This is a genomic window from Acinetobacter sp. ANC 4173 (assembly GCF_004331255.1).
In the GTDB taxonomy this organism is placed as follows: domain Bacteria; phylum Pseudomonadota; class Gammaproteobacteria; order Pseudomonadales; family Moraxellaceae; genus Acinetobacter.
Genome location: NZ_SJOF01000001.1, coordinates 484,574 through 511,479 on the forward strand (window position 1 = coordinate 484,574; position 26,906 = coordinate 511,479).

Below are 26,906 nucleotides of genomic sequence, written 5' to 3' on the forward strand. Positions count from 1 at the left end.
GTTTCTGGAATAAAGTTAAGCTTTGGGAGGACGTAAAATTTCTTGCCAATAACCAACTAAATGCTGAGCCGTATAGCGGCCATGTAAATTGGTTAAGGCATCTGGCGGAAGCTGGGGTAGTGTTTCTGCAACAGCGGTATCAAGCCAAACGATTAAGGTTTGACAATGTAATTGAGCACAGTCCGCACATTGTTTGACTGCACTACTATGTAAACCGCTTTCGCAATGATTCTTTTGAGCATCCATATGTGCATTATGCTGCTGATGCTGTATGGCTGCTGTTGCTGAGTGACAATTAAACTGTGTCTTATGCTCATGTTCAGAAACAACAACTGCTGTGACTTGTTGCGCATCCGCCATTTGCTGTTGCAGCATTTGGGCATGCATCGGCATTGTGGATGCAAACACAAGACTACTCCACCCCATGACAAAAGCCATGAAGCAAACAAAGCAAGACTGTCTGCGGAGAGTCGTTGACACTTTTAAATTCCTAAATGAGGAAGATCATTACAGCAAAATGGATCTATACAGCATACTCAAGAAATGAGTGCGACACAATTTTTTCTCATTCTTCACTCACGATGACAGTTCTACTCATTAAAAAAAAATCGCTCATATTTATTATTTTTTAATCTGTATGCTTTTTAAGCTCAGCTGAATAAATCAGCTATTGTTTCAAAGCTTAATAACAATAAAAAAAGAGCACAAATGTGCTCTTTTTATACATATACGGTCTAATCTTTAAACACTTGATGCAAAATTGTTTATTGTTTAAACGAGATATCCATATGGTTATCTACATAGATATCTACAAGCTTACCCACAAAGTTATCCACAATTCAGACAACTTCTATTGATCAGGCTTAAACTGTAACTGAACCGACTTTGGAAAGTTCATCACGCATATCATCAATCACAGCTTTATAATCGGGTTTACCAAAAATGGCTGAACCCGCGACAAACATATCCGCACCGGCTTCTGCAATTGCACGAATGTTTGCTGGACCAACACCACCATCGACTTCTAAACGGATATCACGACCTGAGGCATCAATAATCCTGCGCGCTTGACGTAATTTTTCCAAAGTCATTGGAATAAATTTTTGTCCGCCAAAACCAGGGTTTACGCTCATCAATAAGATTTGATCAACTTTGTCCAAAACATAGTCAAGATAATGCAGAGGGGTTGCTGGGTTAAAGACTAAACCAGCTTTAGCGCCGCCTGCTTTAATCAACTGTAAAGAACGATCAATATGGTCAGTGGCTTCTGGATGGAAGGTAATAATATCTGCCCCCGCCTCTAAGAAATCACCAATCATACGGTCTACAGGAGAGACCATTAAATGCACATCAATCGGCGCTTTAATGCCATAGTTTTTTAATGCCTTACATATCCCTGCACCGAAGGTTAAGTTCGGTACATAGTGATTATCCATCACATCAAAATGCACCACGTCAGCGCCTGCTTCTAATACTTTTTCAACATCTTCACCTAGACGTGCAAAATCAGCAGATAAAATAGAAGGTGCAATTAAATAAGGCTTGGACATGGATTAACCTGGCTGTTCATTAATTTAATGGCATCATTATAGCAAACTGCGACCAACGTCTGTGACATTTCATTTTTGCAACATTGCGTTGCAGTGATGCACTATGCAAGCCTGCTATATTTGTTATGGTAGAGTTCCCAACCTCATGATGAAAAAAAATGAAAAGCTCGAGCCAAATTACCACACTAGAATCTGCCCGTATTGCCAAGCGTTTATATAATCACTGGAAACATAAATTTGAAGTGAAAGAAACTGAACAGCAATTTGAGATTATTATGCCTGAAGCACAGGTTAAGCTTGTGCCACAAGCAGAATACTTAGCGGTTGAAATTACTGCATCCGCAGAAAAAATGGATCACTTAGAAAAAGTGGTGCTCGATCATTTAAGCCGTATGGCGCAGCAAGAATTCGAAACAGAATGGCAGCGGAGTTAAACTCCGCCCGTGTTAAAAGGTCAGTTAAGATTCAAGCTGTACAGCATGAAATTGCAGATGATCATCCATAAAACTTTGAATAAAATAATAGCCATGATCATAGCCTGCATGCTCACGTAAGGTCAGGGCTTGCCCGACTTGCGCACAGGCTTGTTGAAATAATGCAGGATTCAACTGGCCATAAAATTGATCATCCAAACCTTGATCAATCAATATTTCATTAAATAAAGCACCTTTTTCACCCACCAATCCTGTCGCATCGTGCTGCTTCCACACCACTTGATCCTTACCTAAATAGTTTGAAAATGCTTTTTCTCCCCAAGGGCATTGGCTTGGTGCACAGATAGGTGCAAAGGCAGAAACCGATTTAAATTTTTCAGGATATTTTAACGCTAGCGTTAAAGCCCCATGTCCGCCCATCGAATGACCAAAAATACCAATACGGTTTTGTTGAACTGGGAATTGTTGCTGCACTAAATCATAAAGCTCATGAACAATGAAGCTTTCCATTTGATAATGTTCCGCCCACGGCGCTTGTGTCGCATTGATATAGAAACCTGCACCCTGACCGATATCCCAATGATCGCCTTGCGCGACATGATCACCGCGCGGTGAAGTATCGGGCATAATTAAAATCAGCCCCAATTGTGCCGCCATGCGTTGTGCGTGCGCTTTAATCGCAAAAGTTTCTTCAGTACAAGTTAAACCCGCAAGATAAAATAAGGCAGGACAAGCCTCGCCCTCTAATGCTTGTGGAGGTAAATACACCGCAAAACGACTATCGCCTTTGAGTGTTTGGGAATTAAAACGATAAATGCGTTGCTCACCATCAAAACAGCGATTTTGTTGTAATAATTCCATCTTGGGTTCCTTTTTTAAGGTGTATGCGCAACCGCTTGCGCTTGAACTGGTGGTGTGGTTGTTGTCGGTGGAAACAAACGCTGCTCCAATTGTGGCAGCATCAATTCCATATTTTTACCAATCGACCATTGTGGTTCAGAGGGGTCAAAGCCCTGAGCAGTTTCCCATTGCGCCACGGTGTCTTTGGCTTGTGCAAAAGCATCTTTCATCGAATGCTGTTCACGCATAGCCTGATCAAAGAAGGCGCGACCAAAATAGGTATAATCCGCTTCATTCGAGCAACCAAATGAAGCCCGATCCGCTGCCGAAGCCGTAATAATCAAGGTATTATCATTTTGTAATGCCGAGACAAAACTACCAGAATAACAGGCTGAAATCACAATGACCCGCCAACGAATGCCTGAACGATCTAGGGCATCTCTTAACCATTTCGGATCAACTTGTGCCAAATCCAGTGGTGCATTTTCCATTTCAAACTGATTTTGCAAACCATGCGACGTCATATAAAGGAAAAGTACATCACTTTCACGGTTCATCTGCTGACCCATACGCTTTAATGACAGTTCCATACTGGTTCGTGAAGCAATTGGAATTTCAGTGCGTGTCGCAGGATTGTTCACTAAAATCATGGAACGACCAAAGGTCCCAAAACGGGTATCAAATTGTTCACGAATGCGTTTCACTTCAGACATAAACACATCTTGATAACTGGCACCCGCTACCCCTAAAAAGTACCAATGTGACTGAGCAAACTCGCCATATTCAATGGCTTGTAAATTTTTATTCAGCAGTCGACTTTGTGCGTAAAAAGCGTCTTCAGCAAAAGTTGGCGGGACATCTTCAACTTTCCAGATCGGTTGGCTTTTGACGGACATCTGCCACACCACCAAAGTAAATAGTGTTGCCAACATAATCAGCGCACGTTCCCACCATGGCCATTTTAATTCGCGGGCAAATACCCAAACCACAGCCAGACTTTGCCAGACAAACAGCACCATAAAAATGGTCGGCAAATAATCATAAAAAGCGTACGGTAAGATATCAAGCATGCCCAAATATTGGATGAAACTTTGTAGCAGCGCGATATGGGTATCTAAAACCAACCACAATAGAGCGGGAACCAACATTAAACGTGGATTATTTACCCGTTGGGATAGGAAAATACCGACAATCAGTGCAATGAAAGGCCATAGTGCATAACTGACCAAACCCTGTGAATTAAATTCACCGACTTCACCTGCACTGAGCCAGCTAAATAAGGTGTTGGCACAACCGCCTAAAATCCCCCAGAAAATCAGCTGTAAAATTGAAGGATGGACAATTTGTAATGCACGTCGTGAACCCAAAAACAGCCACAATCCCGCCATTTGGTTGCTTTTAAAATCGTGCCAAAAATTAATGGAGGGCTTAAAATCAATCTTCATAAGGTTTTCAGGTGGCTAGTGCTACTCGCTTCATTGCATAGCTAGTTTATGCTTGATCGGTTTTTTATCAATATTATTTTTAAATATATAACAAATCTTTGCCCAATATTGAAGCAATTATCCTAAGGTCTGATGATCGAGCTGAAAGTAGGCATCAAAACGGCAAGCATCCCCCTGCCATTGCGTATCGGGTTGTTGATCATTTAAAAATACCGCCAAACGAGGACGCTTGACCACTACACGTTTTGCAATCTGTTGAGCCAGAGGCAGCAGTTGATCCCCCAAATCCATTTCACCGTGCTCTGGCAGCAGTAAATGTAACAGTTGCATCTGCTTTTTGACCTGAGCTTGCTTTTTAATGGCTTGTTGATTTTGATCACGCTGCGGGAACATTGGGTCTAAATACACCACATCACTGTGCTGCTGTTGCTCTGCACATTGCTTTAAATAATCTGCTGAGTCTGAAAAAACCAAATGAATCCGTGCTGCAATCGGGGCAAGATAAGAATCAGCCAATGCTTGCTGTCGCGTATCTTCCAGCAGCGTAAATAAAATTGGATGGCGCTCCACCAAAGTGACGCTTGCACCCAGTGCAGCCAACAACAAACTGTCGTGCCCCAAACCCGCAGTCGCATCAATTAAACGTGGTTTTTCTGCCAACTGGCAAGCACGGGCGATCATTTCTGATTTGAGCGATGCACGTTTTAAACGTGGAATTTCTGCCTGCCAATCGGGCTGCATTTTCATGCCATTGGCACATAACCAAAGTCCTTGCCCATCGACACACAAGGCCAATTCAGGATTTAAACGTAAAAAACGCGCATTCAATTTTTCAATTGATTCGACCTGAATCTCAACACTACGGGATGCAAGCACAGCAGCATAGTGCTGTGCCTGAACTTGAAACTGAGGTTCTGTAAATAAATGCATTACCAAGTGACCCAACCTGTCCACCAAGTTGCCAAAATAAATAAACCAAAGCCAATACGGTAATATGCAAACGCAGTAAAGTCGTGTTTAGATACATAACGAATCAAGGCGCGGATGACGATAAGTGCAGAGATAAATGCCACAATAATTCCGACAGCCAGAACAGCCATATCATTACTGTGCAAATCAGCACGCATTTTATACATATCCAGTAAACCTGCACCCATTAGGACAGGAATACCAAGGAAGAAGGAGAATTCCGCTGCTGCTTTACGCGATACACCCAAAAATAAAGAACCAATAATGGTTGAGCCTGAACGTGAAGTCCCAGGGAACAAGGCTAAACATTGAATTAAGCCAATCAAAGTCGCTTGTTTATAAGTTAAGTCATCAACTTCCTGAGTTTGAATGCTGTGTGGACGGCGTTCAGCCCATAAAATAATGAAACCACCCACAATTAAAGCAATCGCAACGGTAATCGCATTAAATAAATAAGCTTTAATCACATCGCCAAAGCTTAAGCCCACAATCACAATCGGTATAGAGGCAATAATTAAGTTAATGCTTAAACGGCGACCTTGTTCTTGTCCTTTTAGACCACCAATTAAAGCGCCCCAAAGTTTACCCCAATACTCATAAATTACGGCTGCAATCGCACCAATCTGCACGGCAACTGCAAACATATCTCTTTTTTCAATGGTCCAGAAATCTAGAAGTTGACCTGCTAAGATTAAGTGCCCAGTACTTGAAATTGGTAGAAATTCAGTAATCCCCTCTACCAAGCCCATTATGGCCGCTTTAAACAATAATAAAAGATCCATATCTAACCTTAAGTTGCTTTAATTTGTTCTGGAATTTTTTTCCATGCATTATCACGTAAATACACGGGAAGGGCTTGTTCTGCCTTGACCCATTGTGCTTTGAGCGCCGCTGCACGTGCAATTTGAGCAATATCTTGTGCCGTCGCGACCACCTCTTTAAATTCTAAAGCATCAGGCTTAATTAAAGCTGAACCTGAACCCACCAAAGTAAATTGGGTGATGCTGGCGGCCTGTTGATAATCTAATAATTGTTCTTCATCAACCGCCTGCATAATGCCTTGATCGTTCAGTTGAAAACTCGCGATATACACTTCATTCATACGTGCATCAAGTACTGTCGTCACAGCGGTCAAACCGTGCAGACGATAAGCGGCTTGCGCCAAAGCTTGTAAAGTTGATACAGGAATCACAGGGAGGTCATGTGCCCATGCGAGTGCTTGCGTCACGGCGGCGTTAATACGCACGCCACTGAATGAACCCGGACCACGACTAAAAGCTATCGCAGTTAAATCTTCTGTCGTTACACCTAATTGAGCATAGCCCTGTTCAATCATTGGTAAAATGGTTTGCGTTTGAGCCTTTGCACGCGTATCTAATTGGAAAAACAGCTCTTGATTTTCATCTACGATAGAAACAGAACACTGTTCATTGGCTGTTTCTAATGCCAGCAATTTCATGCTCAACCCTGCTTCAACTTTATCTTAAAAAACGAGGGCTATCATACTCTACTCAATTCTTGGACGCGAGAAGTTCCCCATCTAGATACAAAAAAACCAAGCATTCGCTTGGTTTAAAAATCAACACTTTTGTTAGAACTCAAAAACTTCCAATTGGGTAAATTTCTTATAATGTTCAGCATAATGCAATGCGCTCAACTTTAATTTCGCTTCGACATCGGCATCTAGTGTTTTTACGACTTTTCCAGGGGAACCCATCACCAAAGAGTTATCGGGAATCACCTTGCCTTCTGGAATTAAGGCGTTCGCGCCAATAATACAATTTTTTCCAATCACCGCATGATTCAAAATCACGGCGTTAATCCCAATTAAAGAATTATCGCCCACCGTACAGCCATGTAGCATAGCTTGATGTCCAATGGTCACATAATGTCCGATCTGCATCGGAATACCGGCATCGGTATGCAAAACTGCATTTTCCTGTACGTTGGTAAAATCCCCCAATTGAATACGACTGTTATCTGCGCGAATCACCGCCCCAAACCAGACACTGACCTGTTGTCCCAATTCAACCTGACCAATCACGGTTGCATTGTCGGCCACCCATCCATCAAAAGGAACATGCGTAGCTTTGGGTGCATGTCCGGCAAACTTGTACATCATGTTCAATTACGTCCTTTGGTTTTGAGTAATGCTTGCTGAGCATAGAATAATGGCGAATTTAATAAAAATGGCCATTCTTTTTGATAATTCAATCCATATTGGAACAAGGAAATCAACATGCGGGCTGTCAATCCCCAGACAATTTCATCTTCAACCCGCATACTGGGAAAATACAAAGACTGTTGTGCATAACGGACTTCATGCGGTGTGGGCGGTGCTTCCATTAAATTCTGTAGAGAAGCAAAAAATATTCGATCAATTTCTGAAGGTTGGGCAATCAATTCAACCTGCGGCGGAATAAGCCCAACAATCGGTTTGACCAACATACCATTACGGGCTTTTTGCATGGGTAAATCACCCAATAACTGTACGTCAAACGGGTTTAAAGCTGTTTCTTCTTGGGCTTCTCTCAACGCAACCACAATATTACTGGTGTCTTGCGGATCTCGTTTGCCACCGGGAAAAGACACTTCGCCTGCATGATTGGACAAGTAGACTGAACGGCGGGTTAACAGCACTTTGGGGTCAGCTTCATCAGTAATCGCAATTAACACAGCAGCTTCAGCTTCTCGCTTTCGGGTCGAAAATCTTAAATGCTGTTGTAACATATGTGTTAATGAACGATTATCCATATCACTCACCTCTATTCTTCTTCATTTCATCATAGCTGAATTTTGATCGGATTGGAGAGAATAGATGTCAAACTTGTTTTTTTCAGTTATGCTGAGTGGCAACTTTATCATTGATGATGAATATGGACTTCTGCGGAAATTGTGGACATAAAACGACTGAAAAAATTCCACTTGGCGATCATCAATTACGTCGCGTTTGTACAGAATGTGGTCATATTCATTATGTAAATCCCAAAGTTATTTGTGGTGCTTTGGCACTGTGGGACAATAAAGTTTTGCTTTGCCGCCGTGCGATTGAACCGCGTTATGGATTGTGGACATTACCCGCAGGTTACATGGAACTGTTTGAAACCATGGAGCAAGGCGCTGCACGTGAAACACGTGAAGAAGCACAAGCAGAAGTCGAAATTGAGCAACTATACTGCATGTACAATATTCCGCGTATTGGGCAAATTTATGTACTGTTTAAAGCCCAACTGGTCGATGGAACTTTTGGTGCAGGTGAAGAAAGTATTGAGTGCCGCCTGTTTGAAGAACATGAAATTCCGTGGACAGAATTGGCATTCCCAAGTGTAGAACAAACGCTGAAGCACTATTTTGCCGATCGAAAAACCAATCAGTTTATTACCCATTTAGAAACCTTAGGTACGCGTTTAGATCATACTGGCTAAATCAGTTGAACCCTGTCATACAATAAAAGCCGATTCGTTTGAACCGGCTTTTTTATTCAGAATCTCGAGATTTAGCTTTTGGCTTTAACGCTATAGCAAGGGGCTAAACTCATTTCTAAAGTTCCACCACTCAATTTGGCTAAAGCGGTGTCATCCGTGGTTTCATCGGTATTATTGGCATTATATACCTTTTGGAAACTGGCATAACTGTTCGCCCATTTGACGGCATTCCCAGCAGAATCGGTAAAGGTGATGCGTCCTGTGCCACCTGTCGATGCATTTAATAAATTCTGTAAGTGAACTAAAGCCCCACCCACCACAATACTTTCGCCCGCAGAAGATATTTGAATGGATGAGTTCACCCCGACCAAAGCCCCATTCACCGACTTTAATGCGTCATCCCCTAAAATCATACGAATAGAGATCGCGCGATCATCAATAAATGCACGTGATGTTGTGCCTAAGCGATATTGCTGCACACCATTACTGTCTTGCAAATTACTTCCCACTGTTGTGCTACAACTTCCTGTACTCATATCGGTGTCGGTCGCAGCAGATTTTATATTGGTCCGGATATCGCCCTTTTCATCAATCACAATACCCAATTTTAAACTGGGCACACTACTATCGGTAAATTTGAAGGTCAAATCTGCATACAATGGGAAAATGTAATTTTCACCTACCGAGACATTGTTACTCGATTTAAATATTTGTTTATCTAAATAAGTAATGGGATAAACTTTAAAAATATCTAAGGAACCTTTAAAGGTATCTGTGACGCCATAACGCTGTTGCCATTGCCCGAGGTCTTTCAAGTCCTCAGCGGTCACCGTGGTTTTTTGTGTCAATAATTTATAGAATTTTTCCTTACCCGCAATCATATAATCGTTATATAACTTGCCTTGATTGATTATCAGGTCTTCTGAATTCGGGTCGTCTACACCAATATAATAATTTTGATCGATGCGTTTATTCAGCGGGTTAATCCAATGGTTTTGTGGCAATGCCGTCATACGGGTGGGTTTATAGCTTCGTAGTAATTCGGCATTTACCCCAGCAATTGAGGTTAATCCTGATTTGGCTAAGCCTCTCCATTGCAAACCGCTACCAAACGTATAGCCTTGACGATCCGTCAACAACATAAAATGTCCAAACAAATGTTTGGTGGTTGTGTCATTTGCAGCACAAACATCTTTATTACAACCAGTTAAACCATCCGACCCTGTTAAACTACTCATCACACTGCCAGACGTCGAGAAGAGAGAAAATTCTGGCTGATACACCGCGGCATTGCTGATATTCAATAATTGACTCACCACCGCAAAAGCGTCTGCATCTGAAATGACAGAGACATCTAACCACGGTTTAATGATAGCTGCATACTCGCCATTCACCATCTGTTGCGCGGTCACCGAGCTGGTAATTTTATCTAGACTTTCACGGATCGAATCACTCATATACAGTGCTTGAATATCCGTTTTCGTGTTAATGCTTTTTTGCTGTAAAGCCAATGCCTGAATAATTTTGACCAAATTCATGGCGGTTTTGACTGTGGCATCACTAGGATCGAGCACGGTCGCATCACGATTGGTCATCCCTCTGGCAATATCTAATATCGTCAAACGTGGAATTTGATTGGTACTGACCAAGGCAATATTACTGATTGGGAAAGACCCTAAAGCAATCCGTTTATCCGCTTTACCCAATAAGAATACATTGACTTTATCACTATAATTACAGGTGCCTGTAGCAACACCATTCTTCAAATCCATTAAAGTCACAAAGGTATTTTGTGTATCACTACTACAGGAAAAATTTAAACCATCAAAAGGATAGTCCAGTGCGAACTGAATACAATTGCTCGCACCCGCAGTACAACTCCCATTCACCGTGCTGTTATTATTTTTCTCTGGAATCACATTGGCACTTTCCCCGCCACAAGCAGTCAGTCCTGACATTAACGTTGAAAGTGCGATGGTTAATAAATATTTATTTTTCATTCCTATTACTCTATTTTTCTAACTAACGAACCGCGGTCAGTTTGATTTGTCCTTGATTGCTTAACGCTTGCTCTTCAACATCCACTGCTGAAAGTAAAGGGGTCATAAAAATATATCGGGTTTGTGCAGGCAGCTGTAACATGCCATCTATCACAGCATGGCGATATTGATTTTCGGCACGGTCCTGATTTTTAAAACCAGTCACGCCTTCAATCACACAGCCAGATTCATCCAGAAAAGCCACAAAAGGCCAGTAATAACTCGGTTGATTTTGACTCGAGGCATAAGAACTGAGTTGCACATTTTTAATGCCCGTCTGTACTTCCACTACTTCATAATCAAAATGATGCTTTAACGGTTGTCGCGGCCATAAATTGACGTCTTGATGTGCTTTGAGTAATTTTGCTTTTTGTATTTTTTTATCGCGATAACAACTTTGACCCAAGCTTTGTACCACTTGATCTTTTGCAATTGGATAATACTGGGTCGATAAAGTAATCACTGAGTTTTCAACTGGATGCTTCTTCTTAAATAATCGGTCGAGTACACCTTGATTCACCCCTTTTTCGCGTTCAACCACTTGTAAACGAGGTGGGCCTAACTCTTTATCCACCACACCCTCGGGCATGATATAAAAGCGCTTTTTATTGTCTAAATTAAATTCTTGCCCTTCTAAATATTCATTTTTTACATAACGATCCCCATTGATGTCCAGAAATCCTTCTTGTGTAGATTTCGAAGACATCGAACTGGTTTCTTGTTTGCTTTTTAATTGTGTGGCTTTTTCAATGGCCGTATTGGTTGCAATTTTGTGGATTGCCCGTTCTACCTGTGCAGAAGTTACTTTATGGGTAAGAGATGATTGAGCCAAATCCACGGGGGGTGTTTGCAGCGTAGTAATTTGCTGACTGAGCTGCTGCTTCACTTGTTTTGGACTTTCGGCAGATTTTGCTATTACAGTAACTTGCGACTCAACAGACGTGAGTTTTTTTTCATTAGTTGCGGATGGAGTAGATTTACGTTTATCAACGATTTCAGGCTGTACCACGACAGGATTTTTTCGCACTTCAATAAGTTGAGGTTTAGTTTTTACTTGAGATGCAACTTTTTCAGCGACAACAGTTGGTGGTACACCAACTTGTACTTTTGACATCGCTTGAACCACCTGAACAGACGGTGCATCCTTTACGTTCGTTTTTTCTTGTTCTGTCTTTTGCTTTGATGGACGCTCAACCTGAGATTGAGCGTCCACTTTTGGAGTTTCCGCAGGCACACGAGGAATCACCATTGGATGACCATCTGGCCCAATGATGGTATAAAACTCACCCGCATTTGCAGACAGTGCCATCATTCCCCATAAAACCCAAGTCGATGATGACACCCACGTAAACCGCTTAGCTGTATTGTTTTGTCTTACCATTTTGTACGATAACTCAAGCCTAAAATAGTGATATTGGTTTCGGTTTTTACGTTTAAGCCCGCATATGGGTTGAGTAAAATATTATTCACCCCAGTCTGGTTCGATAAAGTACTGGTATTGGCAGGAATACTGTCTTTACTGCGTAAATAACCAATAGATAAATCTAGGTCTGTATCGGCATCAAAACGATACCCCACCCCCAAACCAAATAATTGCGCATTATTAATAGGCACCATGGTATTTCGTTTGTCATCCGGAATAGCGCTGGTTCTTGGCTCATATCCAGCTCTTAACTTCAAACGATCAGTTGCCGAATATTCAATCCCAATCCCGTAGTTCCAAGGGGAATCAAACTTCAAAGGCAATGCCAAACTGCTGTCAGTAATATCTGGCGAAAGGAGTTTGGCAATTTTTAATGCCGAGATAGAGCGGTCGAACTCAAATTTAAACTTGTCCCATGCACGATAATCTGTCCAGCCCACATCCACATTGACTTGTAAATCGGGCAGAAGCATATATTTGATCCCAGCCTGAATATGCTGTGGATATTCAAAATCCATCGACACTAGACCTGATTCGGTCGCAGGAATACTTTGTGGAAAACCTAAAATTGCCGCAAGAATCTGCCCTGTCGGTGAAGACATCAAACCATTGATCAACTCACGTGGCGCTTTTGAGTTATCAATCGTGTATTTCCCCTTCAAACGCATTTTTGAAGCACTTTGATACACCATACCAAAGCTAAATTCATCGGTTGGTTCCCACATGACCCCAAGGTTAAAACTCGGACTCAATGATTGCTCCATCGCGACTTCCATCCGACCAAAAAGGCCAAATGGATTCATGCCTTCTTGAGCATTACAAATCCCGAGTAATAAAATATCGGTAATCACATCCGAGTTGTCTTTAAATGGGGTACAGACCACCTCATCAATCATGCGTAACATCCCAATCATTTCATTCGGGAAGCGCAAATCTGTTTTTAAGGCAAAAGCTTGATAAGACATGCCCACGGAGGCACCAATGGAAAGTTCATCATTGACCTCATAGGCGATAGAGGGCGACAAATAAGTAAAGCGCTCCAAGGCCACCTGTTGTCCCATAAAGTTACTTGGATTACCGTTTTCGGCACCGAATCCAGCCACTAGGGGTGCATAAAATGCTGTGGCAAAAGTGGTTTTCGAACCGGGCGGTTTATATGCTGCACCCGCCGTTGGTGCAAGCATAGGCATCCCCTCACCTAAATCGACGACTTTCTTTAAAAAAGGCACATACAGACTGATATATTCTACATCGCCATTCACAGCACCTTTGTAATCCGTACAAATGTCTGAAGCCACTTCAGGACCATCGTTACACACCAAAGGGTCATCTGAATAACCAAAAACGTTATAGCCTTCAGGTGCTGAATACTGACGTTTGATATTAAAGTCGGCCAGAATCCCCTGAACATCGGTTTGCAAACCTTCAATTTTCGTCAATGCCGCAGGGTTATAATGTACCGCACTTACCCCTGGCGGATCGGCTGTAACCGCATTCCCCATCGCAAGTGATCGAATATCTACTGACAAATTTTGCCCGAGTTGAGCAAAAGCCATACTTGAACAGCCCGATAAAACTATCGCTGAAACTAACGGGCTAAGTCGTACCTTGTACATGCGACCGCCCTCTTAGCTGATTTTTTTACCAAAACCTGCAATATCTAATGGGAAAGACAAACCTAAAGAGACATCAGGTGCATCTTCTGTTAAGCCAATTCCTAACGTGCCATTCACAATGGTGTCTGGTGAAACACGTACACCCAATGAAATCGCAAAGGTTGAACTGGTTTGATCGGCTGGTGAGTAACTTTCACCCGAGGTATATGTAAATTCTGCACCCGTATTGAAACTTTGCTGGTATGACATCGTCATAGACACATCATAGTTAAATGAGTAGGCGAAACCGAATGAAAAACCACCACTAATGCCTGGGTCAAACTCTTCAATGACTCGTGGACCACGACGCTGATCTAAACCCGACTCTTTGAAACCATAGTTCGCAGATACAGAAGCAAAAAGTACCACAGGATCAATATACTTACGTGTACTCGCACCCACACCAGCTGAATAATAACCTTTACCTGTCGCTAAGTCGGAAGTTGGATTAATTTCATAAGGACTATCGCCTGTTTTGGTCGAGATGTTTCCAAATAAAATCAAAGGTAAACGTCCGGTTTTAAGCGGGAACGGTTCCCAACGTGTACCTAAAGAGATATCCCCTAAACCTGCGGTAGAGGTATCTTTTAAATTGTCCGTCTTTGCAACGAGAGGTAATGAAGCCGTAAAAGTTAAGTTATCGAGTATCCCGTACTGCACGGTAAACGTATTGGTTAAGGTATGGCTGGCATTTTCCTGTACACGTAATTGGTACAGACTCCCTTGTGCCATTTCTAAATCTAATTGGGTATCGCGATAATAGGTATAATCCACATCGTAAAAGGCAGAAATATCCCCTTTTTTAATTAAAGAATATTGTCGCTCATTTGAGGTAAATACTTCTTCAAGATTGGTCTGTTTAGTCGCATCACCCTCTTGTTGCTGCAAGGCACTCGAAGCTTGTTGTGGTGTTGTGGCATTGGTTTCTACACTTGATGCAACTGCTGTTTCTTGAGCTCCAACGGTTGTTCCCTGTGTTTCAGCTGTCGTATCGGCTGCATAAGCAGTCCCCATCAAAATTTGAATACTCAGCACCAATAAAGTTTTATTCATCCATTGATCTTTCATTTCCGTCCACTCTATTCTTTTTTTATTTGCTTTAAACCGCTCTATTTGCTCTTGTAATATAGGCGTAAATGTTGATCGACATATTGGCCGTTCATCTCTGATTCTGGGTTATTATTGACAATTCTTGAGGTCGTTGCCCCCCGATCCGCCAGTTTTTCCATATAAAACTGAGGATATTGAATATCAACCAGTGCATAACGGTTTACTGTTGCATCCTCAACATGGCGCATATCACTATCCTGTAATGCCAATAAATTTTTACGTTGTTCTGGTGGGACACTAATGAGAAATAAAGTGTTATTTTCCCAAACTTGTTTAAAGCGTTCCTCATCAAAACTAATGTTTCCCAAAGCAGGATCTGCCACATAAACGCGGCCATCTTTATAGGCTTTAAACACCACAAAATGCTTAAACCCCGCATAAGAAATTGGAACAATGGCAGGTTGTCCCTGTGCGACTAAATCAGAAAACTCACCTTTATAGCCTCCACTCTCTAAACCTAGAGCAGCGACAAAACGTTTCATATCCAGTAGTGAAAAACTGCGACGCTCAATAATCCGTTCTGACTCACCGAACTTGAGTAAGCCAGTCATGGTCTGTTGTTCCGTCAACTGTGTGCCGACATAACCATTGAGCAACGTCGTTAAGGCAGCAGATCCACAGCTGTAATCATAGGCTTGGCGTACAATGCCACGGAATTGATCGATTAATGCAGGTTGAATTTGAACGGTTTCACGGTGCATGCGGGTAAAGGAATCTTGCCGTGAATCCAATGTTTCTGTGTAATAAACTGCCTCAGGAGGTTTTTCTTTTATTTCAAAGGCTTGCGTGGCAAAATAATACATCAATGCCGAGCCCAATGCGATCTCTAACATATTCCCTAACTTTCTGGTGTTCGGCATGACGTGCCTGAAATTTATTATTTTTCTAGAGTAAAAACTCTATACTTCCTTGTATTTTGACAACATACTTGTTTTTTCAAAAAAGAAACAGCTTTTTCTTACATTTTTTGATGAACTGAATGGTTTTTTGTAAAAAAAAAGCGCGTGAATTCACGCGCTTTTCCCACCCAATGATTAGTGACCAGAAATCGTAATCACTGCGCCAGGTGTATAAACCCCTAATGTTGGGCTGTAATAAGTTTGTAGACCTTGTACTTCCACATCACCAATTGATGCAGCTGCTTGGCTACCTAAATGTACACCTTTCACATAGTTATCGACTGCACCACTAGAGCTGATGATACGTAAATAGCCTTTGTTTGCGCCTTCTGTACCAATCACACTGATCGATTGATTCAAGGTTAAATCTTTCGCATTTGCATCTGCAACTTTAATGCTGTCTACGAAGATTTGACCTGCTGCACGGTTACCAGTCGTACCATCACCAGTGCCTTGTTTGGTTGAGTTATCCAAAATACCAAGATTGGTAATTTCTAAACCACCAATCATCTGTGCATTCAACTTAACCATCGCCCCTTGTGGTGCTGCACCCAATTGAATGTTGGCAGACATAGGACCTGTTTTTAAAGATAAACCCGATAAAATTGCATTGTAGTTGGCATCATCTCCACCACGACGAATACTGGTTGAAGCTGCTGTTGGAAGCGCACCTGAACCTGTTACCCCAATTTCCCCAATTTTAATATCTAAGCCAGAAACTTGTGCACCAATGTTCAGGAACGCACCACCTGTTCCTGTTGTGCCAGCATCAGTATCAATCGTTAAATCTGCAAGGTTACGTGAAGCAAGTAAGTATGCACCAGCATTATCGTAGTTTGCCCCAATCACAATACCTTTGGTTGCAGTCGCGCCTGTACCATTGCCCTTAATCACAATGGCGCCAGCAGTTGAAGTACCGCCCAATCCAGCTGTTGAAAGACCGTCATTGTCATGAATGAATAATTTCTCAATCTCGACTTTAGAAATGCCAATACCGATATTTAAACCATCTTGACCCGTTGCCGCGCTTAATGAAGCATCATCCATTGCTTGCATAGCCATCGCATTCGCGCTCATAGCCATTGAAGAAACTAAAACAAGTTTAGTCAATTTTTTCATGTTCCACTCTCCCAAGAGTATTCTTTTTCTTTAATGTCAACCACTCGATGCATCTGTTGTTTTATTTGTTTTTCGACAACAGTACATAGTTCCTTGAGTGATCCGTTGGCACCCATAACGTTATAGGTCTGTTATTTTTTGTTCAACTGCTGTTGGTCGCAATCTGAATCTTGCCGACAAACGGTATTTACTATGTTGTTTCTTTCACATTCGAGTAAAATATAAAATATTGTTTTAATCCCAGCTTTATTAAGCATATGACCAGCCCTTCTCTTTTCCAAAATGTGATTTGTGATCAACCTGTTAATGTTCAAGAAATTCTTCTACGTCTAGATGATCTTCCACATTTAATTTATTTAAAAAACAATCAAAGCCCGGTCATTGCTTTTCTTCCAAATCAATTTGAATGTGTAAAAAATGGCATCCGTCAAACTTACCAAAGAAAACAGATTGATCAATATGAACGGATTGAATCAAATTTAAGCTTCAATCAATCCAAAGATATTCAGGCAAATTCTGATGGATTTCAGGGTGGACTCATGGGCTTCATCAGTTATGATTTTGCCAGTGCACAACATGTGAAGGTTCACTCAAAAGATCAACCTAGTTTTTGGCTTGGTTTATTTCAAACTTATTTAAAATTTCAGGATGATGCTTGGTATTTTTATAGCGATGAGCCAGAAGCTGAACAAATTTTTGCATTCATTCAGAATAAATTAGAATTGACATCCCAAGTCCTGCCATTACAGCTTACTCAAACCTGTCAAGCACGTTGGAATAAGCAACAATATCAACGTGCTTTTGCACAAGTTCAAGAATATATTAAAGCAGGTGATTGTTATCAAATTAACCTGACCCAAGAATTTAGAGGACAAGCCGAAGGACGTTTATTGTCTGTGGCACAAGAGTTCTGGCAACTGACGGATGCACCATATTCTGGGTATTTAAAAACTGAAGAGTTTGAATTACTGAGCTGCTCTCCTGAACTTTTTATCGAATTTCTAGCAGAAAAAAAACTGGTCACTAAACCCATTAAGGGCACTATGCCACGTTATGCAGATGCAGAGCGCGATGCACAATCTAAACACCAATTACAACATTCGTCTAAAGATCAGGCTGAAAATGTCATGATCGTAGATTTGTTACGTAATGATTTAAGTGTTTATGCTGAAACAGGGACGGTTAAAACACCAAAATTATTTGAGATTGAATCCTTTAATCAAGTGCATCACATGGTCAGTGAAGTCACAGCAACCCTGAAACCCGATGTCAAAGCTTTAGATGTATTGTTGGCAGCACTACCCGGCGGCTCCATTACAGGTGCACCCAAAATCCGTGCCATGCAAATTATTGAGGAATTAGAAGGTGCGCCACGCGGTGCCTATTGTGGATCATTAGGTTATTTTAATTTTGATGGCACAGGTGCATGGAATATTTTGATTCGCTCCATTCAGAAATATCAACAACACATTTCCCTTTGGGCGGGTGGCGGAATCACCATTGCGTCTGACTGCAATGCAGAATACCAAGAATGTTTTGATAAAGTTTCTGCCATGCTGGATTTACTCAACACATGGCAGAAGCCGTAATCTTAAGCCAGAATATCTTGCTTTAAAGTTTCAACCAAACGTTGATTTTGTTCATCGGTACCAATCGTAATACGCAAGAATTGATTAATGCGTGGCTTATTGAAATAACGCACAATAATGCCACATGCACGTAATTCAGCCGCCAATTCACCTGCATCTTTATTCGGTAAAGATGCAAAAATGAAGTTGGCTTTAGAGGGCAATACCACGAAACCAATCGCTTGCAGTTCGTTGACCAATTTTTCACGACTACGAATGACCTTTTCACATTGCTGTTCAAAATAGGTCTGATCTTCAAAAGAAGCCACGGCTGCAGCAATGGCAAAACGATCGATTGGATAAGAGTTGAAACTATTTTTCACCGCTTCCAGTGCTGCAATTAAATGCGGCTGTGCAATGGCAAAACCAACACGTAAGCCAGCCAATGAACGAGACTTGGATGTGGTTTGGCAAACCACCAAATTCTCATACTTTTCCACTAATTTAACCGCAGATTCAGCACCAAAATCGACATAAGCTTCATCAATCACCACCACTGAATCAGGGTTGGCTTGCAAGACGTCCTCAATCGCGTCCAACCCTAAAGCAACACTGGTTGGCGCATTCGGATTAGTGATAATAATGCCACCATTGGCTTGCTTATAATCATCTACCACAATTTCAAAAGCATCATTCAAGGGTAAAATTTTGGTTTTGACATCAAAAAATTGACTATAAACAGGATAAAAACTGTAGGTAATATCAGGATAAAGAATGGGTTTATCTTGGACAAAAAAAGCCTTAAAGATATGTGCCAAAACTTCGTCTGAACCATTCCCGACAAAAACATTCGCGACATCAATCTGCTGCTGTTTAGCAATTGCTTGCTTTAATGCAGAAGCATCAGGATCTGGATATAAACGTAAAGCATCCGCTGAGTTTACCAAAACAGCTTGCACCGCTTCTACCACCTTCGGAGATGGTGGATATGGATTTTCATTGGTATTTAATTTTAATAAATTTTGAATTTTGGGTTGCTCACCTGGTACATAAGGTTCTAATTCACGTACTTCAGGGCTCCAAAAACGCATTTGTGCTGGACTAATATTTGACATTTTATTTCTCTATATTTCCTTTCCTAACCTCTCTTGCACTTCACCTTAAAGGAATCCTTAAAGCTTACTCAGCGAGAGGAATTTACGCCTGATTATTGATTTCATCGATGCGTTCCCTCTCCTTTTAGGAGAGGTTTAGGAAGAGGTTTTAAAATAATTTATTGATAACGATAACGTGCTGAACGGGCATGAGCATCCAAATTTTCTTGCTGCGCCAAGATATCTGCAGTTTTTGCCAGAGGTTTTACCCCTGCTTGAGAGCACATAATTAAACTTGAACGCTTTTGAAAATCATACACACCGAGTGGCGATGAAAAACGCGCCGTACCCGAAGTCGGTAATACGTGGTTCGGGCCTGCACAATAATCACCAATCGCTTCAGGTGTATATCGCCCCATAAAAATCGCACCAGCATGGCGAATCTCTTCAGCCATTTCCTGTGCTTCATCCAAGCAAAGCTCTAAATGCTCTGGTGCAACCTGATTAATTAAATCAATCGCTTCTTGACGGTCTTTGACCAAGACCAAAGCCCCACGATTTGCAATTGAAGTGCGCGCAATTTCAGCTTTCGGTAATACGGCTAAATGCTCTTCTACCGCTTGGGCAACCTCATTCAGTAGTTGCTCATCAGGTGTAATGAAAATGGCTTGGGCGACGGTATCATGCTCGGCTTGAGACAATACATCCATAGCGAGCCATTTCGCATCATTTTCACCCTCAGCATACACCAAAATTTCTGAAGGACCTGCAATCATGTCAATGCCAACTTGACCAAACACCGCACGTTTCGCAGCAGCGACAAAACGGTTACCTGGTCCAGTAATTTTATCTACACATGGAACCGTTTCTGTACCATAAGCCAAGGCAGCAACGGCTTGCGCCCCCCCAATAGTAAATACACGCGTTACACCAGCCAAATGTGCAGCAGCAAGTACCAATGGATTCAACTCACCATTCGGTGCTGGAACCACCATAATAATTTCAGGTACACCCGCCACATGTGCAGGCACTGCATTCATCAATACAGAAGATGGATATGACGCCAAGCCCCCAGGTACATAAATACCCACCCGATCTAAAGGCGTGACTTTTTGACCTAGAGTATTGCCCAAAGCATCCACATAGGTCCAACCCTCTTGTTTTTGCGCTTGGTGAAATTCACGAATACGTTCTGCGGCAAACTCAAGTGCTTCACGCACTTCTGAGTTTAAACCCTCAAATGCAGCTTTTAATTCAGCTTGGGTCAGTTCTAGATCTGAAAATTGATGCGCTGGATGTCGATCGAATTGTTGGGTAAGTTTAAGAACATGAGCATCACCATGCTGACGAACATCAGCGATGATTTGGTCTACGGTTTTTAAAAGTTCAGGATCACTTACAGTTTCAAAAGCTAACAAGTCTGCAAAAGCTTGCTTGAAGTTTTGATCTTGAGTCGATAAACGTCGCATCAATTTACCCACAAGGTTTGAATTGGAAAGCGTTAGTTTACCTTGTTTCCATGAAGTTGTGGGCAAGATAACATCAGCATTTCAACTTAGTCTCATCGGAAATGACTTTCATCAATATAAAAAGGCTGGATTAAGTGTTCACATCGGGATGATCCCAATCACCATCGCGCTGTATTAACCAATTTAAAGCACCGTGCCGCTCTAATACAACCGATGCATTTAAACCCGCTGGTGCTTGCTGATGTTTAAGTCTAGCATCGACACATGCCCAGTCATAACGGTAGATCAAATCCGCTTCATCTAATAATTCTTCAATATCTCTTAGTTTTACTTGTGCCATAAATGCATCAAAAGAGTCACATGAAGAAACTGCCTGAATCGCAAAATCACAATCTGCAATGTTTGCAGGATAATTTAGCTCCTCGACCACACCTAGTGCCCAAAGTAACGTCCAATAGGCTTCATATTTCCAGATCATATTAATTATATCTTGTGTCGTACCCTCACGATGAATAATCGCCAGTTCTTTTGACGTCAATTCAGACCAAACATCAAATTTCTGTATTAAATCTATGATAAAAGCTTGAGTTTCATCATCAAACTGATCATGGTTAAGATCACAAGCAGCCTGAATTACCAATAGACATGCAATCGCTCGTTTTGCAATTTGTTCTGCTGACCTTGGTTCAATTTCATCCGCAGCTTCAATATAAGGTAGCCAGTCAATATAAGGCACAGATTGTGATTGTAATTTTAAAATGGATGCTTGCTTTCTTTGTTCTGGAGTTTTCATATGACTCTTCATTATTGAAAAAGTGCTAGCACATTAAACCATTCATATATCGTTAAGTCAGTTATTTATTAACATCATGATTTCATTCTGTTTGTTGAAAAATCAAAAAACCGCCCCAAAGGGCGGTTTTAGAATATCGATTAAATTAAGCTTGTTTTGCTTTTTGACGTTCTTCAACAGCTATTTCTAACTGCGCAAGAATCGGATTTAACAAGGCTTGTTTACGCTTAAAACTGGCTTTGTTTACAATCAAACGAGAAGACACTTTACAGATTTCATCTAAAGGTTCTAAACCATTGGCACGTAACGTATTACCTGTATCAACAACATCGACAATGTAATCACCTAAACCAACTAAAGGTGCTAGCTCCATAGATCCATACAGCTTAATCACATCGACTTGCTCACCTAAGCTAGCATAATATTGACGCGTTAAATTGACATACTTGGTCGCAATCTTCAAACGCCCTTTTGGACGCTCCATGCCAACCTTGCCTGCGGTCATTAATTTACAGTTCGCAATTTTAAGATCCAATGGTTCATAGACATTTTGTGCCCCATGTTCCATTAAAACATCCTTACCTGCCACACCTAAATCTGCCGCACCATTTTCCACATAGGTCGGAACATCAGAAGCGCGTAAAATTAAAATACGGACTTGCTTATGTGTCGTTGGAAAAATCAATTTACGTGATTTATCAGGATCTTCGAGTAAATTGATACCCGCTGTTTCAAGTAAGGGTAAAGTTTCCTTGAGAATACGCCCCTTACTTAATGCCAATGTTAAACCATGATCAAAATTGCCCATTACATTGAAATTAGGATCATCGTTTCTCATGTCACTCATGCACTTACTCGCTTAATTTGAGCACCTAAACCTTGTAATTTTGCTTCTACATCTTCATAACCGCGATCAATATGATAAATACGGTCAATCAACGTTTCACCTTCAGCAGCCAATGCAGCCAAGACCAAAGAGAATGATGCACGTAAATCTGTGGCCATCACGGGTGCAGCAGAAAGCTTCTCAACACCTGTTACAATTGCATCATTTCCTTCAACTTCAATATTTGCCCCCATACGAGACAACTCAGGCACATGCATAAAACGGTTTTCAAAAATCGTTTCTGAAATGGTTGCAAAACCACGACCAATCACGTTTACAGCCATGAGTTGTGCTTGCATATCAGTTGGAAATTCAGGATGAGGAAGCGTACGGAAACTCACTGCTTTTGGACGTTTACCCAACATATCCAATTCAATCCAATCGTCACCACGAGTCACTTCCGCGCCCATTTCTTCAAATTTTTCCAGTACTGACTCCATTAAACTTGGATCAGTATGCGTGGTCTTGACACGACCACCTGTAATCGCAGCCGCAGCTAAATATGAACCTGTTTCAATACGATCGGCTACAACGGCATATTCACAACCATGTAAACTTTCAACACCCGTTACAACAAGCGTATCCGTATCCAAACCTTCAATTTTTGCCCCCATCTTGATCAACATTTTCGCAAGATCGGTAATTTCAGGTTCACGTGCAGCATTACGAATGGTCGTTACACCTTCCGCGAGCGCAGCTGCCATTAAAATATTTTCTGTTCCACCCACAGTCACCATGTCAAAAACGACTTCACCACCTTTTAGGCGACCATCGACTTTGGCATGCACATAACCATTTTCAACTTCAATCTCAGCACCTAATGCTTCAAGCGCTTTTAAGTGTTGGTCTACTGGACGTGAACCAATTGCACAACCACCCGGTAAAGAAACTTTAGCACTACCATAACGTGCAACCAAAGGACCAAGCACTAAAATTGAAGCGCGCATGGTCTTAACCAATTCATAAGGGGCAAATTGGTTATCTAAAGTTGAGGTATCAGCAGTAACCGTATCACCTTCATAGGTCATTTGAATGCCTAAACCAGCAATCAATTTTACTAAGGTATTTACATCTTTTAAATGCGGTACATTGGTCAATTTGATCGGCGAATCTGCCAAAATCATCGCTGCAAGCAATGGCAAGGCCGCATTTTTTGCACCCGAGATTCGAACTTCACCTTCGAGCTTAACGCCACCTTGAATCAAAAATTTATCCATTAATTTTTAAGCTCCAAAAAGGCTAGCTTTGCGCCATTCTTCTTTTGTCATTGCGCGAATGGTCACAGCATGGACTTCACCACTTGCGATGTAAGAGTTCAGCGGAGCATAAACAGTCTGTTGACGTGCAACAGGACGTTTTCCTTCAAACTGATCATCAACAATTCGGAGGTCAAACTTGCCCGCTTGCCCACTAACTGCAACTTCAGCTTCAGGAAAAGCAGTTTTTAAAATTTCAGTGAGCTGTTCACTATTCATGACAAAGACCTCTATACAGGACCAATGGTGTAAAACCCGCCATTTTACTATAAATCAGGAAAAATAATGCATTCATCGCACAATTTTTATATATAAAAAAAGGAGGTTTATCACAAACCTCCCTCGATTAAAATCCAGATTAAGCTAAAACTGGTGCATGATCCATTTGTAATTCACGATGTTTATGTAATTGTCGTTTTAATTTTTCCGTCAATTTTTTAATTGAAGTGTACATATCATCTGCCGTGGCCTGTGCAAACAACTCTATACCTGGTAGGCGAATGATGGCTTCCGCAATATGATTCGAACTACCTTTTTTAGAATGTTTGTCGATTTGATGATCTTTGGACAGCTTCACCTGCATACTATTGACTTGATCTAAATGCTTCGTCATTTGGGCAAATTTTTCACGAATATTTTCTTCAATTGCAGGGGTGATAGTTAAATGATGACCACGAATTGTTATTTGCATAATTCTATCCCTCACCTTCTTTTAGGATTAGCAAAGGTACAGCCGAAATGTTTCACAGCCAGAAAAGAATCTGCGCAATCTGATCAAATCATTTCAACCATCCTTTAAAATAAAAAGAGATTCATTATTTCGTCATAATGAATCTCTAGAATAGTCATACTTTAAATTTTAGATCAAGACTTTTCGCTCGGAAGAAGACGGAATATGTAACGATTCACGATACTTTGCGACCGTACGTCGTGCCACATCAATTCCCTCATCCTTCAACATATTGGCAATCGCATTATCAGACAAAGGCTTACGTGCATTTTCTTCTGCAATCATTTTCTTAATTTTCGCACGAATCGCTGTGGAAGATGCTTCCCCACCCGACGTTGTACCTACGTGACTTGAGAAAAAATATTTCAATTCAAATAGCCCACGTGGCGTCAACATATACTTATTGGTTGTCACCCGCGAAACAGTTGACTCATGTAACTCAACTTCTTCTGCAATATCACGCAGCACCAAAGGTTTCATCCCTTCAGCACCGATTTCAAGAAATGTTCTTTGATGCTCAACAATACAAGAGGCCACTTTCAATAAGGTTTTATGACGTTCATCTACACTTTTAATAAAATTCTTGGCTTCCAACATTTGATTACGCAAATATTGATTTTCATCACTTTGATCTGCTCGACGGATCATGCTGGCATAAAATGAATTTACTCTTAATTTAGGCATCACATCAGGATTCAATTGAACTTGCCAATGATCATTGCGCTTCATGACCACAACATCAGGAATTTGGTAATCAGAATCTTTATCTTCAAACTCAAGTCCTGGATGTGCTTTCAATGTTTTTAATAAATTCACCGCAGATTTGAGTTGATCGGTATTTAACCCTGTCTGTTTGAGCAACTTTGCAAGCTCGTTCGAAATCAACAACTCATAATGTTTAAGCAAAATCATCGCTTCATGACGATAAGTCGTTTGGACAGGTAAACTTTCCAGTTGAACCATTAAGCATTCAGCCAGATTTCTAGAACCAATTCCAATTGGATCAAGACGTTGAATATGTTTTAAAACCACAATGACTTCGTCATCTTCAATGACTTCATCATAATCCATAGATGCTAAAAGATGTTGAACTGATGTGGTGATTTCTGAAATTTCGACATCCAAAAACCCCTTATCATCCAATGAGTCAATAATACAGTAGGCAATTAAACGATCAACTTGAGAAAAATGAAGCAAATTAATTTGTTCGAGCATATGCTCTTTTAAGCCGATGTGACCTTGGCGGTTATCCTCTCGTTCCTCAAATTCAGGACTACCCAAACTGGTTGATTGGTGAGTATATACATCATCCCAATCCGTATCCACAGGCAAGTCATCGGGCAAATGATCTGCATTTAATTCATTGGTTAAATCACTATTTTCATGCTCTTTTTCTAAGCTTGATAAACTTTCGACACTATTTTGTTCTTCTACTTTTTCTAATAATGGGTTACTGTCGAGTTGAATCTGAATCTCTTGTTCTAACTCTAAACTAGACAATTGAAGCAAACGAATGGCTTGTTGCAACTGAGGAGTCAACGACAATGAGTTCGCAACTTTAAGTCCAACCGATAACTTCATATAATCCTACTCATTATTAATCATTAAATATAAGCAATTTTTATGCCGATTAATATTTTTATAGCATAGTTTTAGTAAAAGTCATACAAAATTTTGCTGTGCTTAAGTTCACTGATAATTTTAGATCATCTCAAACCTAATCATTATTTCTATAACAAGACCTATTTCCACTCTCGGCCTTTAGATTACTGCACCAACAACAAAGGTATTGATTAAAAATCTAACCTCACCTTACTACAATCCCTAGAATTGAACTGGCATTAAAATCTTTTGAAGTTAAATTTTTAGTCAGCTTAAGCACACGATGCTTAATATTAAGTTTTATTTAGAGCTATCTAATCCAAGGCAATTATTTTCCTAAAAGAAATAAGCCAATCTCACCACAGTTGCAATTATTTTTTTTAATTTCCAATAAAAAACACCCCCTAACGTTGGTTAGGGGGTGTTTGAATTAATGAGCTGGCGATGACTTACTCTCACATGGGTAACCCCACACTACCATCAGCGCTAAGAGGTTTCACTTCTGAGTTCGGGAAGGGATCAGGTGGTTCACTCTTGCTATTGTCGCCAGCACAACTGTTTATGACTATTCGTTATGGTCTTATTTACACAGGGTGTATG

The 26,906-nt window shown here is 41.0% G+C and carries 26 protein-coding genes and 1 rRNA gene; 3 read left to right on the forward strand and 24 right to left on the reverse strand.

Going from position 1 to position 26,906, the window contains the following annotated elements; translation table 11 throughout:
• Positions 1–15: 15 nt before the first annotated feature.
• The gene (locus E0H94_RS02245; protein WP_131324924.1) at positions 16–408 is read right to left on the reverse strand and encodes a hypothetical protein; all 393 of its coding nucleotides are present in this window, start codon (positions 406–408) and stop codon (positions 16–18) included.
• 455 nt (positions 409–863) lie between these two features.
• The gene (gene rpe, locus E0H94_RS02250; protein ID WP_131324925.1) at positions 864–1,550 is read right to left on the reverse strand and encodes a ribulose-phosphate 3-epimerase; all 687 of its coding nucleotides are present in this window, start codon (positions 1,548–1,550) and stop codon (positions 864–866) included.
• 158 nt (positions 1,551–1,708) lie between these two features.
• Here rpe and E0H94_RS02255 point away from each other — a divergent pair, with 158 nt between their 5' ends.
• Positions 1,709–1,984 carry a DUF2218 domain-containing protein gene (locus tag E0H94_RS02255; RefSeq protein WP_131324926.1) on the forward strand — a complete coding sequence of 92 codons (276 nt, stop codon included), beginning with the start codon at positions 1,709–1,711 and terminating at the stop codon, positions 1,982–1,984.
• Positions 1,985–2,008: 24 nt separating this feature from the next.
• Here E0H94_RS02255 and fghA read toward each other — a convergent pair whose 3' ends face one another.
• The 7 genes from fghA to E0H94_RS02290 all read right to left on the reverse strand — a co-directional run bounded on the left by fghA (position 2,009) and on the right by E0H94_RS02290 (position 7,992).
• Positions 2,009–2,845: an S-formylglutathione hydrolase gene (gene fghA / locus E0H94_RS02260; protein ID WP_131324927.1), complete on the reverse strand. Its 837-nt coding sequence runs from the start codon at positions 2,843–2,845 to the stop codon at positions 2,009–2,011.
• 14 nt (positions 2,846–2,859) lie between these two features.
• A complete protein-coding gene (locus E0H94_RS02265; RefSeq protein WP_131324928.1) occupies positions 2,860–4,269 on the reverse strand; it encodes a C13 family peptidase in 1,410 nt (469 codons plus the stop codon).
• A gap of 117 nt (positions 4,270–4,386) precedes the next feature.
• On the reverse strand, positions 4,387–5,199 hold the full coding sequence (locus E0H94_RS02270) for a class I SAM-dependent methyltransferase (protein WP_413772999.1): 813 nt from the start codon (positions 5,197–5,199) through the stop codon (positions 4,387–4,389).
• On the reverse strand, positions 5,199–6,020 hold the full coding sequence (locus E0H94_RS02275) for an undecaprenyl-diphosphate phosphatase (protein ID WP_131324930.1): 822 nt from the start codon (positions 6,018–6,020) through the stop codon (positions 5,199–5,201). Before E0H94_RS02275 ends, E0H94_RS02270 begins: the two co-directional genes overlap by 1 nt.
• An 8-nt stretch (positions 6,021–6,028) precedes the next feature.
• Complete coding sequence (gene tsaB / locus E0H94_RS02280) at positions 6,029–6,697, reverse strand: tRNA (adenosine(37)-N6)-threonylcarbamoyltransferase complex dimerization subunit type 1 TsaB (RefSeq protein ID WP_131324931.1); 669 nt, start codon at positions 6,695–6,697, stop codon at positions 6,029–6,031.
• A 132-nt stretch (positions 6,698–6,829) separates the two neighbouring features.
• Positions 6,830–7,360, reverse strand: a complete 531-nt coding sequence (locus E0H94_RS02285) for a gamma carbonic anhydrase family protein (RefSeq protein WP_131324932.1) — start codon at positions 7,358–7,360, stop codon at positions 6,830–6,832.
• 2 nt (positions 7,361–7,362) lie between these two features.
• A complete protein-coding gene (locus E0H94_RS02290; RefSeq protein ID WP_131324933.1) occupies positions 7,363–7,992 on the reverse strand; it encodes an NUDIX hydrolase in 630 nt (209 codons plus the stop codon).
• A gap of 122 nt (positions 7,993–8,114) precedes the next feature.
• Between E0H94_RS02290 and E0H94_RS02295 the strand changes: the two genes are divergently transcribed.
• The gene (locus E0H94_RS02295) at positions 8,115–8,663 is read left to right on the forward strand and encodes an NUDIX hydrolase (protein WP_165495573.1); all 549 of its coding nucleotides are present in this window, start codon (positions 8,115–8,117) and stop codon (positions 8,661–8,663) included.
• Between the two features lie 71 nt (positions 8,664–8,734).
• Here E0H94_RS02295 and E0H94_RS02300 read toward each other — a convergent pair whose 3' ends face one another.
• From E0H94_RS02300 to E0H94_RS02325, 6 genes are all read right to left on the reverse strand, one after another.
• On the reverse strand, positions 8,735–10,663 hold the full coding sequence (locus E0H94_RS02300; protein WP_131324934.1) for a hypothetical protein: 1,929 nt from the start codon (positions 10,661–10,663) through the stop codon (positions 8,735–8,737).
• Between the two features lie 22 nt (positions 10,664–10,685).
• Positions 10,686–12,044 carry a putative pilus assembly protein FilE gene (gene filE / locus E0H94_RS02305; protein ID WP_165495569.1) on the reverse strand — a complete coding sequence of 453 codons (1,359 nt, stop codon included), beginning with the start codon at positions 12,042–12,044 and terminating at the stop codon, positions 10,686–10,688.
• A 32-nt stretch (positions 12,045–12,076) separates the two neighbouring features.
• Complete coding sequence (locus tag E0H94_RS02310) at positions 12,077–13,741, reverse strand: OmpP1/FadL family transporter (RefSeq protein WP_131324936.1); 1,665 nt, start codon at positions 13,739–13,741, stop codon at positions 12,077–12,079.
• Between the two features lie 12 nt (positions 13,742–13,753).
• Positions 13,754–14,848: a hypothetical protein gene (locus E0H94_RS02315; protein ID WP_131324937.1), complete on the reverse strand. Its 1,095-nt coding sequence runs from the start codon at positions 14,846–14,848 to the stop codon at positions 13,754–13,756.
• Positions 14,849–14,889: 41 nt separating this feature from the next.
• Positions 14,890–15,723 carry a C39 family peptidase gene (locus E0H94_RS02320; RefSeq protein WP_131324965.1) on the reverse strand — a complete coding sequence of 278 codons (834 nt, stop codon included), beginning with the start codon at positions 15,721–15,723 and terminating at the stop codon, positions 14,890–14,892.
• Between the two features lie 201 nt (positions 15,724–15,924).
• Positions 15,925–16,908 carry a DUF6160 family protein gene (locus tag E0H94_RS02325; RefSeq protein ID WP_131324938.1) on the reverse strand — a complete coding sequence of 328 codons (984 nt, stop codon included), beginning with the start codon at positions 16,906–16,908 and terminating at the stop codon, positions 15,925–15,927.
• A gap of 257 nt (positions 16,909–17,165) precedes the next feature.
• On the opposite strand from E0H94_RS02325, the gene pabB reads away from it, so the two are divergent.
• The gene (pabB, locus tag E0H94_RS02330; RefSeq protein WP_131324939.1) at positions 17,166–18,497 is read left to right on the forward strand and encodes an aminodeoxychorismate synthase component I; all 1,332 of its coding nucleotides are present in this window, start codon (positions 17,166–17,168) and stop codon (positions 18,495–18,497) included.
• A 2-nt stretch (positions 18,498–18,499) separates the two neighbouring features.
• Here the strand turns inward: pabB and hisC are convergent, their stop codons facing one another.
• The 9 genes from hisC to rrf all read right to left on the reverse strand — a co-directional run bounded on the left by hisC (position 18,500) and on the right by rrf (position 26,857).
• Positions 18,500–19,591 (reverse strand): histidinol-phosphate transaminase, encoded by a 1,092-nt coding sequence (gene hisC, locus E0H94_RS02335; RefSeq protein WP_131324940.1) that lies wholly within the window; start codon positions 19,589–19,591, stop codon positions 18,500–18,502.
• Between the two features lie 158 nt (positions 19,592–19,749).
• Positions 19,750–21,051, reverse strand: coding sequence for a histidinol dehydrogenase (gene hisD / locus E0H94_RS02340; RefSeq protein WP_165495574.1), 1,302 nt, complete (start codon positions 21,049–21,051; stop codon positions 19,750–19,752).
• Between the two features lie 118 nt (positions 21,052–21,169).
• Positions 21,170–21,832: a DUF4272 domain-containing protein gene (locus E0H94_RS02345; RefSeq protein WP_131324941.1), complete on the reverse strand. Its 663-nt coding sequence runs from the start codon at positions 21,830–21,832 to the stop codon at positions 21,170–21,172.
• A 145-nt stretch (positions 21,833–21,977) separates the two neighbouring features.
• On the reverse strand, positions 21,978–22,679 hold the full coding sequence (gene hisG, locus E0H94_RS02350; protein WP_116762818.1) for an ATP phosphoribosyltransferase: 702 nt from the start codon (positions 22,677–22,679) through the stop codon (positions 21,978–21,980).
• The gene (murA, locus tag E0H94_RS02355; protein WP_131324942.1) at positions 22,676–23,935 is read right to left on the reverse strand and encodes a UDP-N-acetylglucosamine 1-carboxyvinyltransferase; all 1,260 of its coding nucleotides are present in this window, start codon (positions 23,933–23,935) and stop codon (positions 22,676–22,678) included. The genes hisG and murA overlap by 4 nt, the downstream gene beginning before the upstream one ends.
• Before the next feature lie 6 nt (positions 23,936–23,941).
• Entirely contained in the window at positions 23,942–24,193 is a 252-nt protein-coding gene (gene ibaG, locus E0H94_RS02360; protein WP_016167324.1) for a BolA family iron metabolism protein IbaG, read from the reverse strand.
• A gap of 139 nt (positions 24,194–24,332) precedes the next feature.
• Positions 24,333–24,665 carry a ribosome hibernation-promoting factor, HPF/YfiA family gene (hpf, locus tag E0H94_RS02365; RefSeq protein WP_016167325.1) on the reverse strand — a complete coding sequence of 111 codons (333 nt, stop codon included), beginning with the start codon at positions 24,663–24,665 and terminating at the stop codon, positions 24,333–24,335.
• 168 nt (positions 24,666–24,833) lie between these two features.
• Positions 24,834–26,285 (reverse strand): RNA polymerase factor sigma-54, encoded by a 1,452-nt coding sequence (locus E0H94_RS02370; protein ID WP_131324943.1) that lies wholly within the window; start codon positions 26,283–26,285, stop codon positions 24,834–24,836.
• A 457-nt stretch (positions 26,286–26,742) separates the two neighbouring features.
• Positions 26,743–26,857: ribosomal RNA gene (rrf, locus tag E0H94_RS02375) — 5S ribosomal RNA — on the reverse strand.
• Positions 26,858–26,906 lie beyond the last annotated feature (49 nt).

Coding starts and splice junctions, on each gene's coding strand:
- E0H94_RS02275 (WP_131324930.1), bottom strand. CDS start 6,020: ATGGATCTTTTATTATTGTTTAAAGCGGCCATAATGGGCTTGGTAGAG.
- tsaB (WP_131324931.1), bottom strand. CDS start 6,697: ATGAAATTGCTGGCATTAGAAACAGCCAATGAACAGTGTTCTGTTTCT.
- E0H94_RS02300 (WP_131324934.1), bottom strand. CDS start 10,663: ATGAAAAATAAATATTTATTAACCATCGCACTTTCAACGTTAATGTCA.
- E0H94_RS02310 (WP_131324936.1), bottom strand. CDS start 13,741: ATGTACAAGGTACGACTTAGCCCGTTAGTTTCAGCGATAGTTTTATCG.
- hpf (WP_016167325.1), bottom strand. CDS start 24,665: ATGCAAATAACAATTCGTGGTCATCATTTAACTATCACCCCTGCAATT.
- E0H94_RS02270 (WP_413772999.1), bottom strand. CDS start 5,199: ATGCATTTATTTACAGAACCTCAGTTTCAAGTTCAGGCACAGCACTAT.
- murA (WP_131324942.1), bottom strand. CDS start 23,935: ATGGATAAATTTTTGATTCAAGGTGGCGTTAAGCTCGAAGGTGAAGTT.
- E0H94_RS02265 (WP_131324928.1), bottom strand. CDS start 4,269: ATGAAGATTGATTTTAAGCCCTCCATTAATTTTTGGCACGATTTTAAA.
- ibaG (WP_016167324.1), bottom strand. CDS start 24,193: ATGAATAGTGAACAGCTCACTGAAATTTTAAAAACTGCTTTTCCTGAA.
- E0H94_RS02345 (WP_131324941.1), bottom strand. CDS start 21,832: ATGAAAACTCCAGAACAAAGAAAGCAAGCATCCATTTTAAAATTACAA.
- E0H94_RS02320 (WP_131324965.1), bottom strand. CDS start 15,723: ATGTTAGAGATCGCATTGGGCTCGGCATTGATGTATTATTTTGCCACG.
- E0H94_RS02315 (WP_131324937.1), bottom strand. CDS start 14,848: ATGAAAGATCAATGGATGAATAAAACTTTATTGGTGCTGAGTATTCAA.
- hisC (WP_131324940.1), bottom strand. CDS start 19,591: ATGTCAAATATTAGTCCAGCACAAATGCGTTTTTGGAGCCCTGAAGTA.
- pabB (WP_131324939.1), top strand. CDS start 17,166: ATGACCAGCCCTTCTCTTTTCCAAAATGTGATTTGTGATCAACCTGTT.
- E0H94_RS02295 (WP_165495573.1), top strand. CDS start 8,115: ATGGACTTCTGCGGAAATTGTGGACATAAAACGACTGAAAAAATTCCA.
- E0H94_RS02325 (WP_131324938.1), bottom strand. CDS start 16,908: ATGAAAAAATTGACTAAACTTGTTTTAGTTTCTTCAATGGCTATGAGC.
- hisG (WP_116762818.1), bottom strand. CDS start 22,679: ATGAGTGACATGAGAAACGATGATCCTAATTTCAATGTAATGGGCAAT.
- rpe (WP_131324925.1), bottom strand. CDS start 1,550: ATGTCCAAGCCTTATTTAATTGCACCTTCTATTTTATCTGCTGATTTT.
- E0H94_RS02285 (WP_131324932.1), bottom strand. CDS start 7,360: ATGATGTACAAGTTTGCCGGACATGCACCCAAAGCTACGCATGTTCCT.
- E0H94_RS02290 (WP_131324933.1), bottom strand. CDS start 7,992: ATGGATAATCGTTCATTAACACATATGTTACAACAGCATTTAAGATTT.
- fghA (WP_131324927.1), bottom strand. CDS start 2,845: ATGGAATTATTACAACAAAATCGCTGTTTTGATGGTGAGCAACGCATT.
- E0H94_RS02255 (WP_131324926.1), top strand. CDS start 1,709: ATGAAAAGCTCGAGCCAAATTACCACACTAGAATCTGCCCGTATTGCC.
- E0H94_RS02370 (WP_131324943.1), bottom strand. CDS start 26,285: ATGAAGTTATCGGTTGGACTTAAAGTTGCGAACTCATTGTCGTTGACT.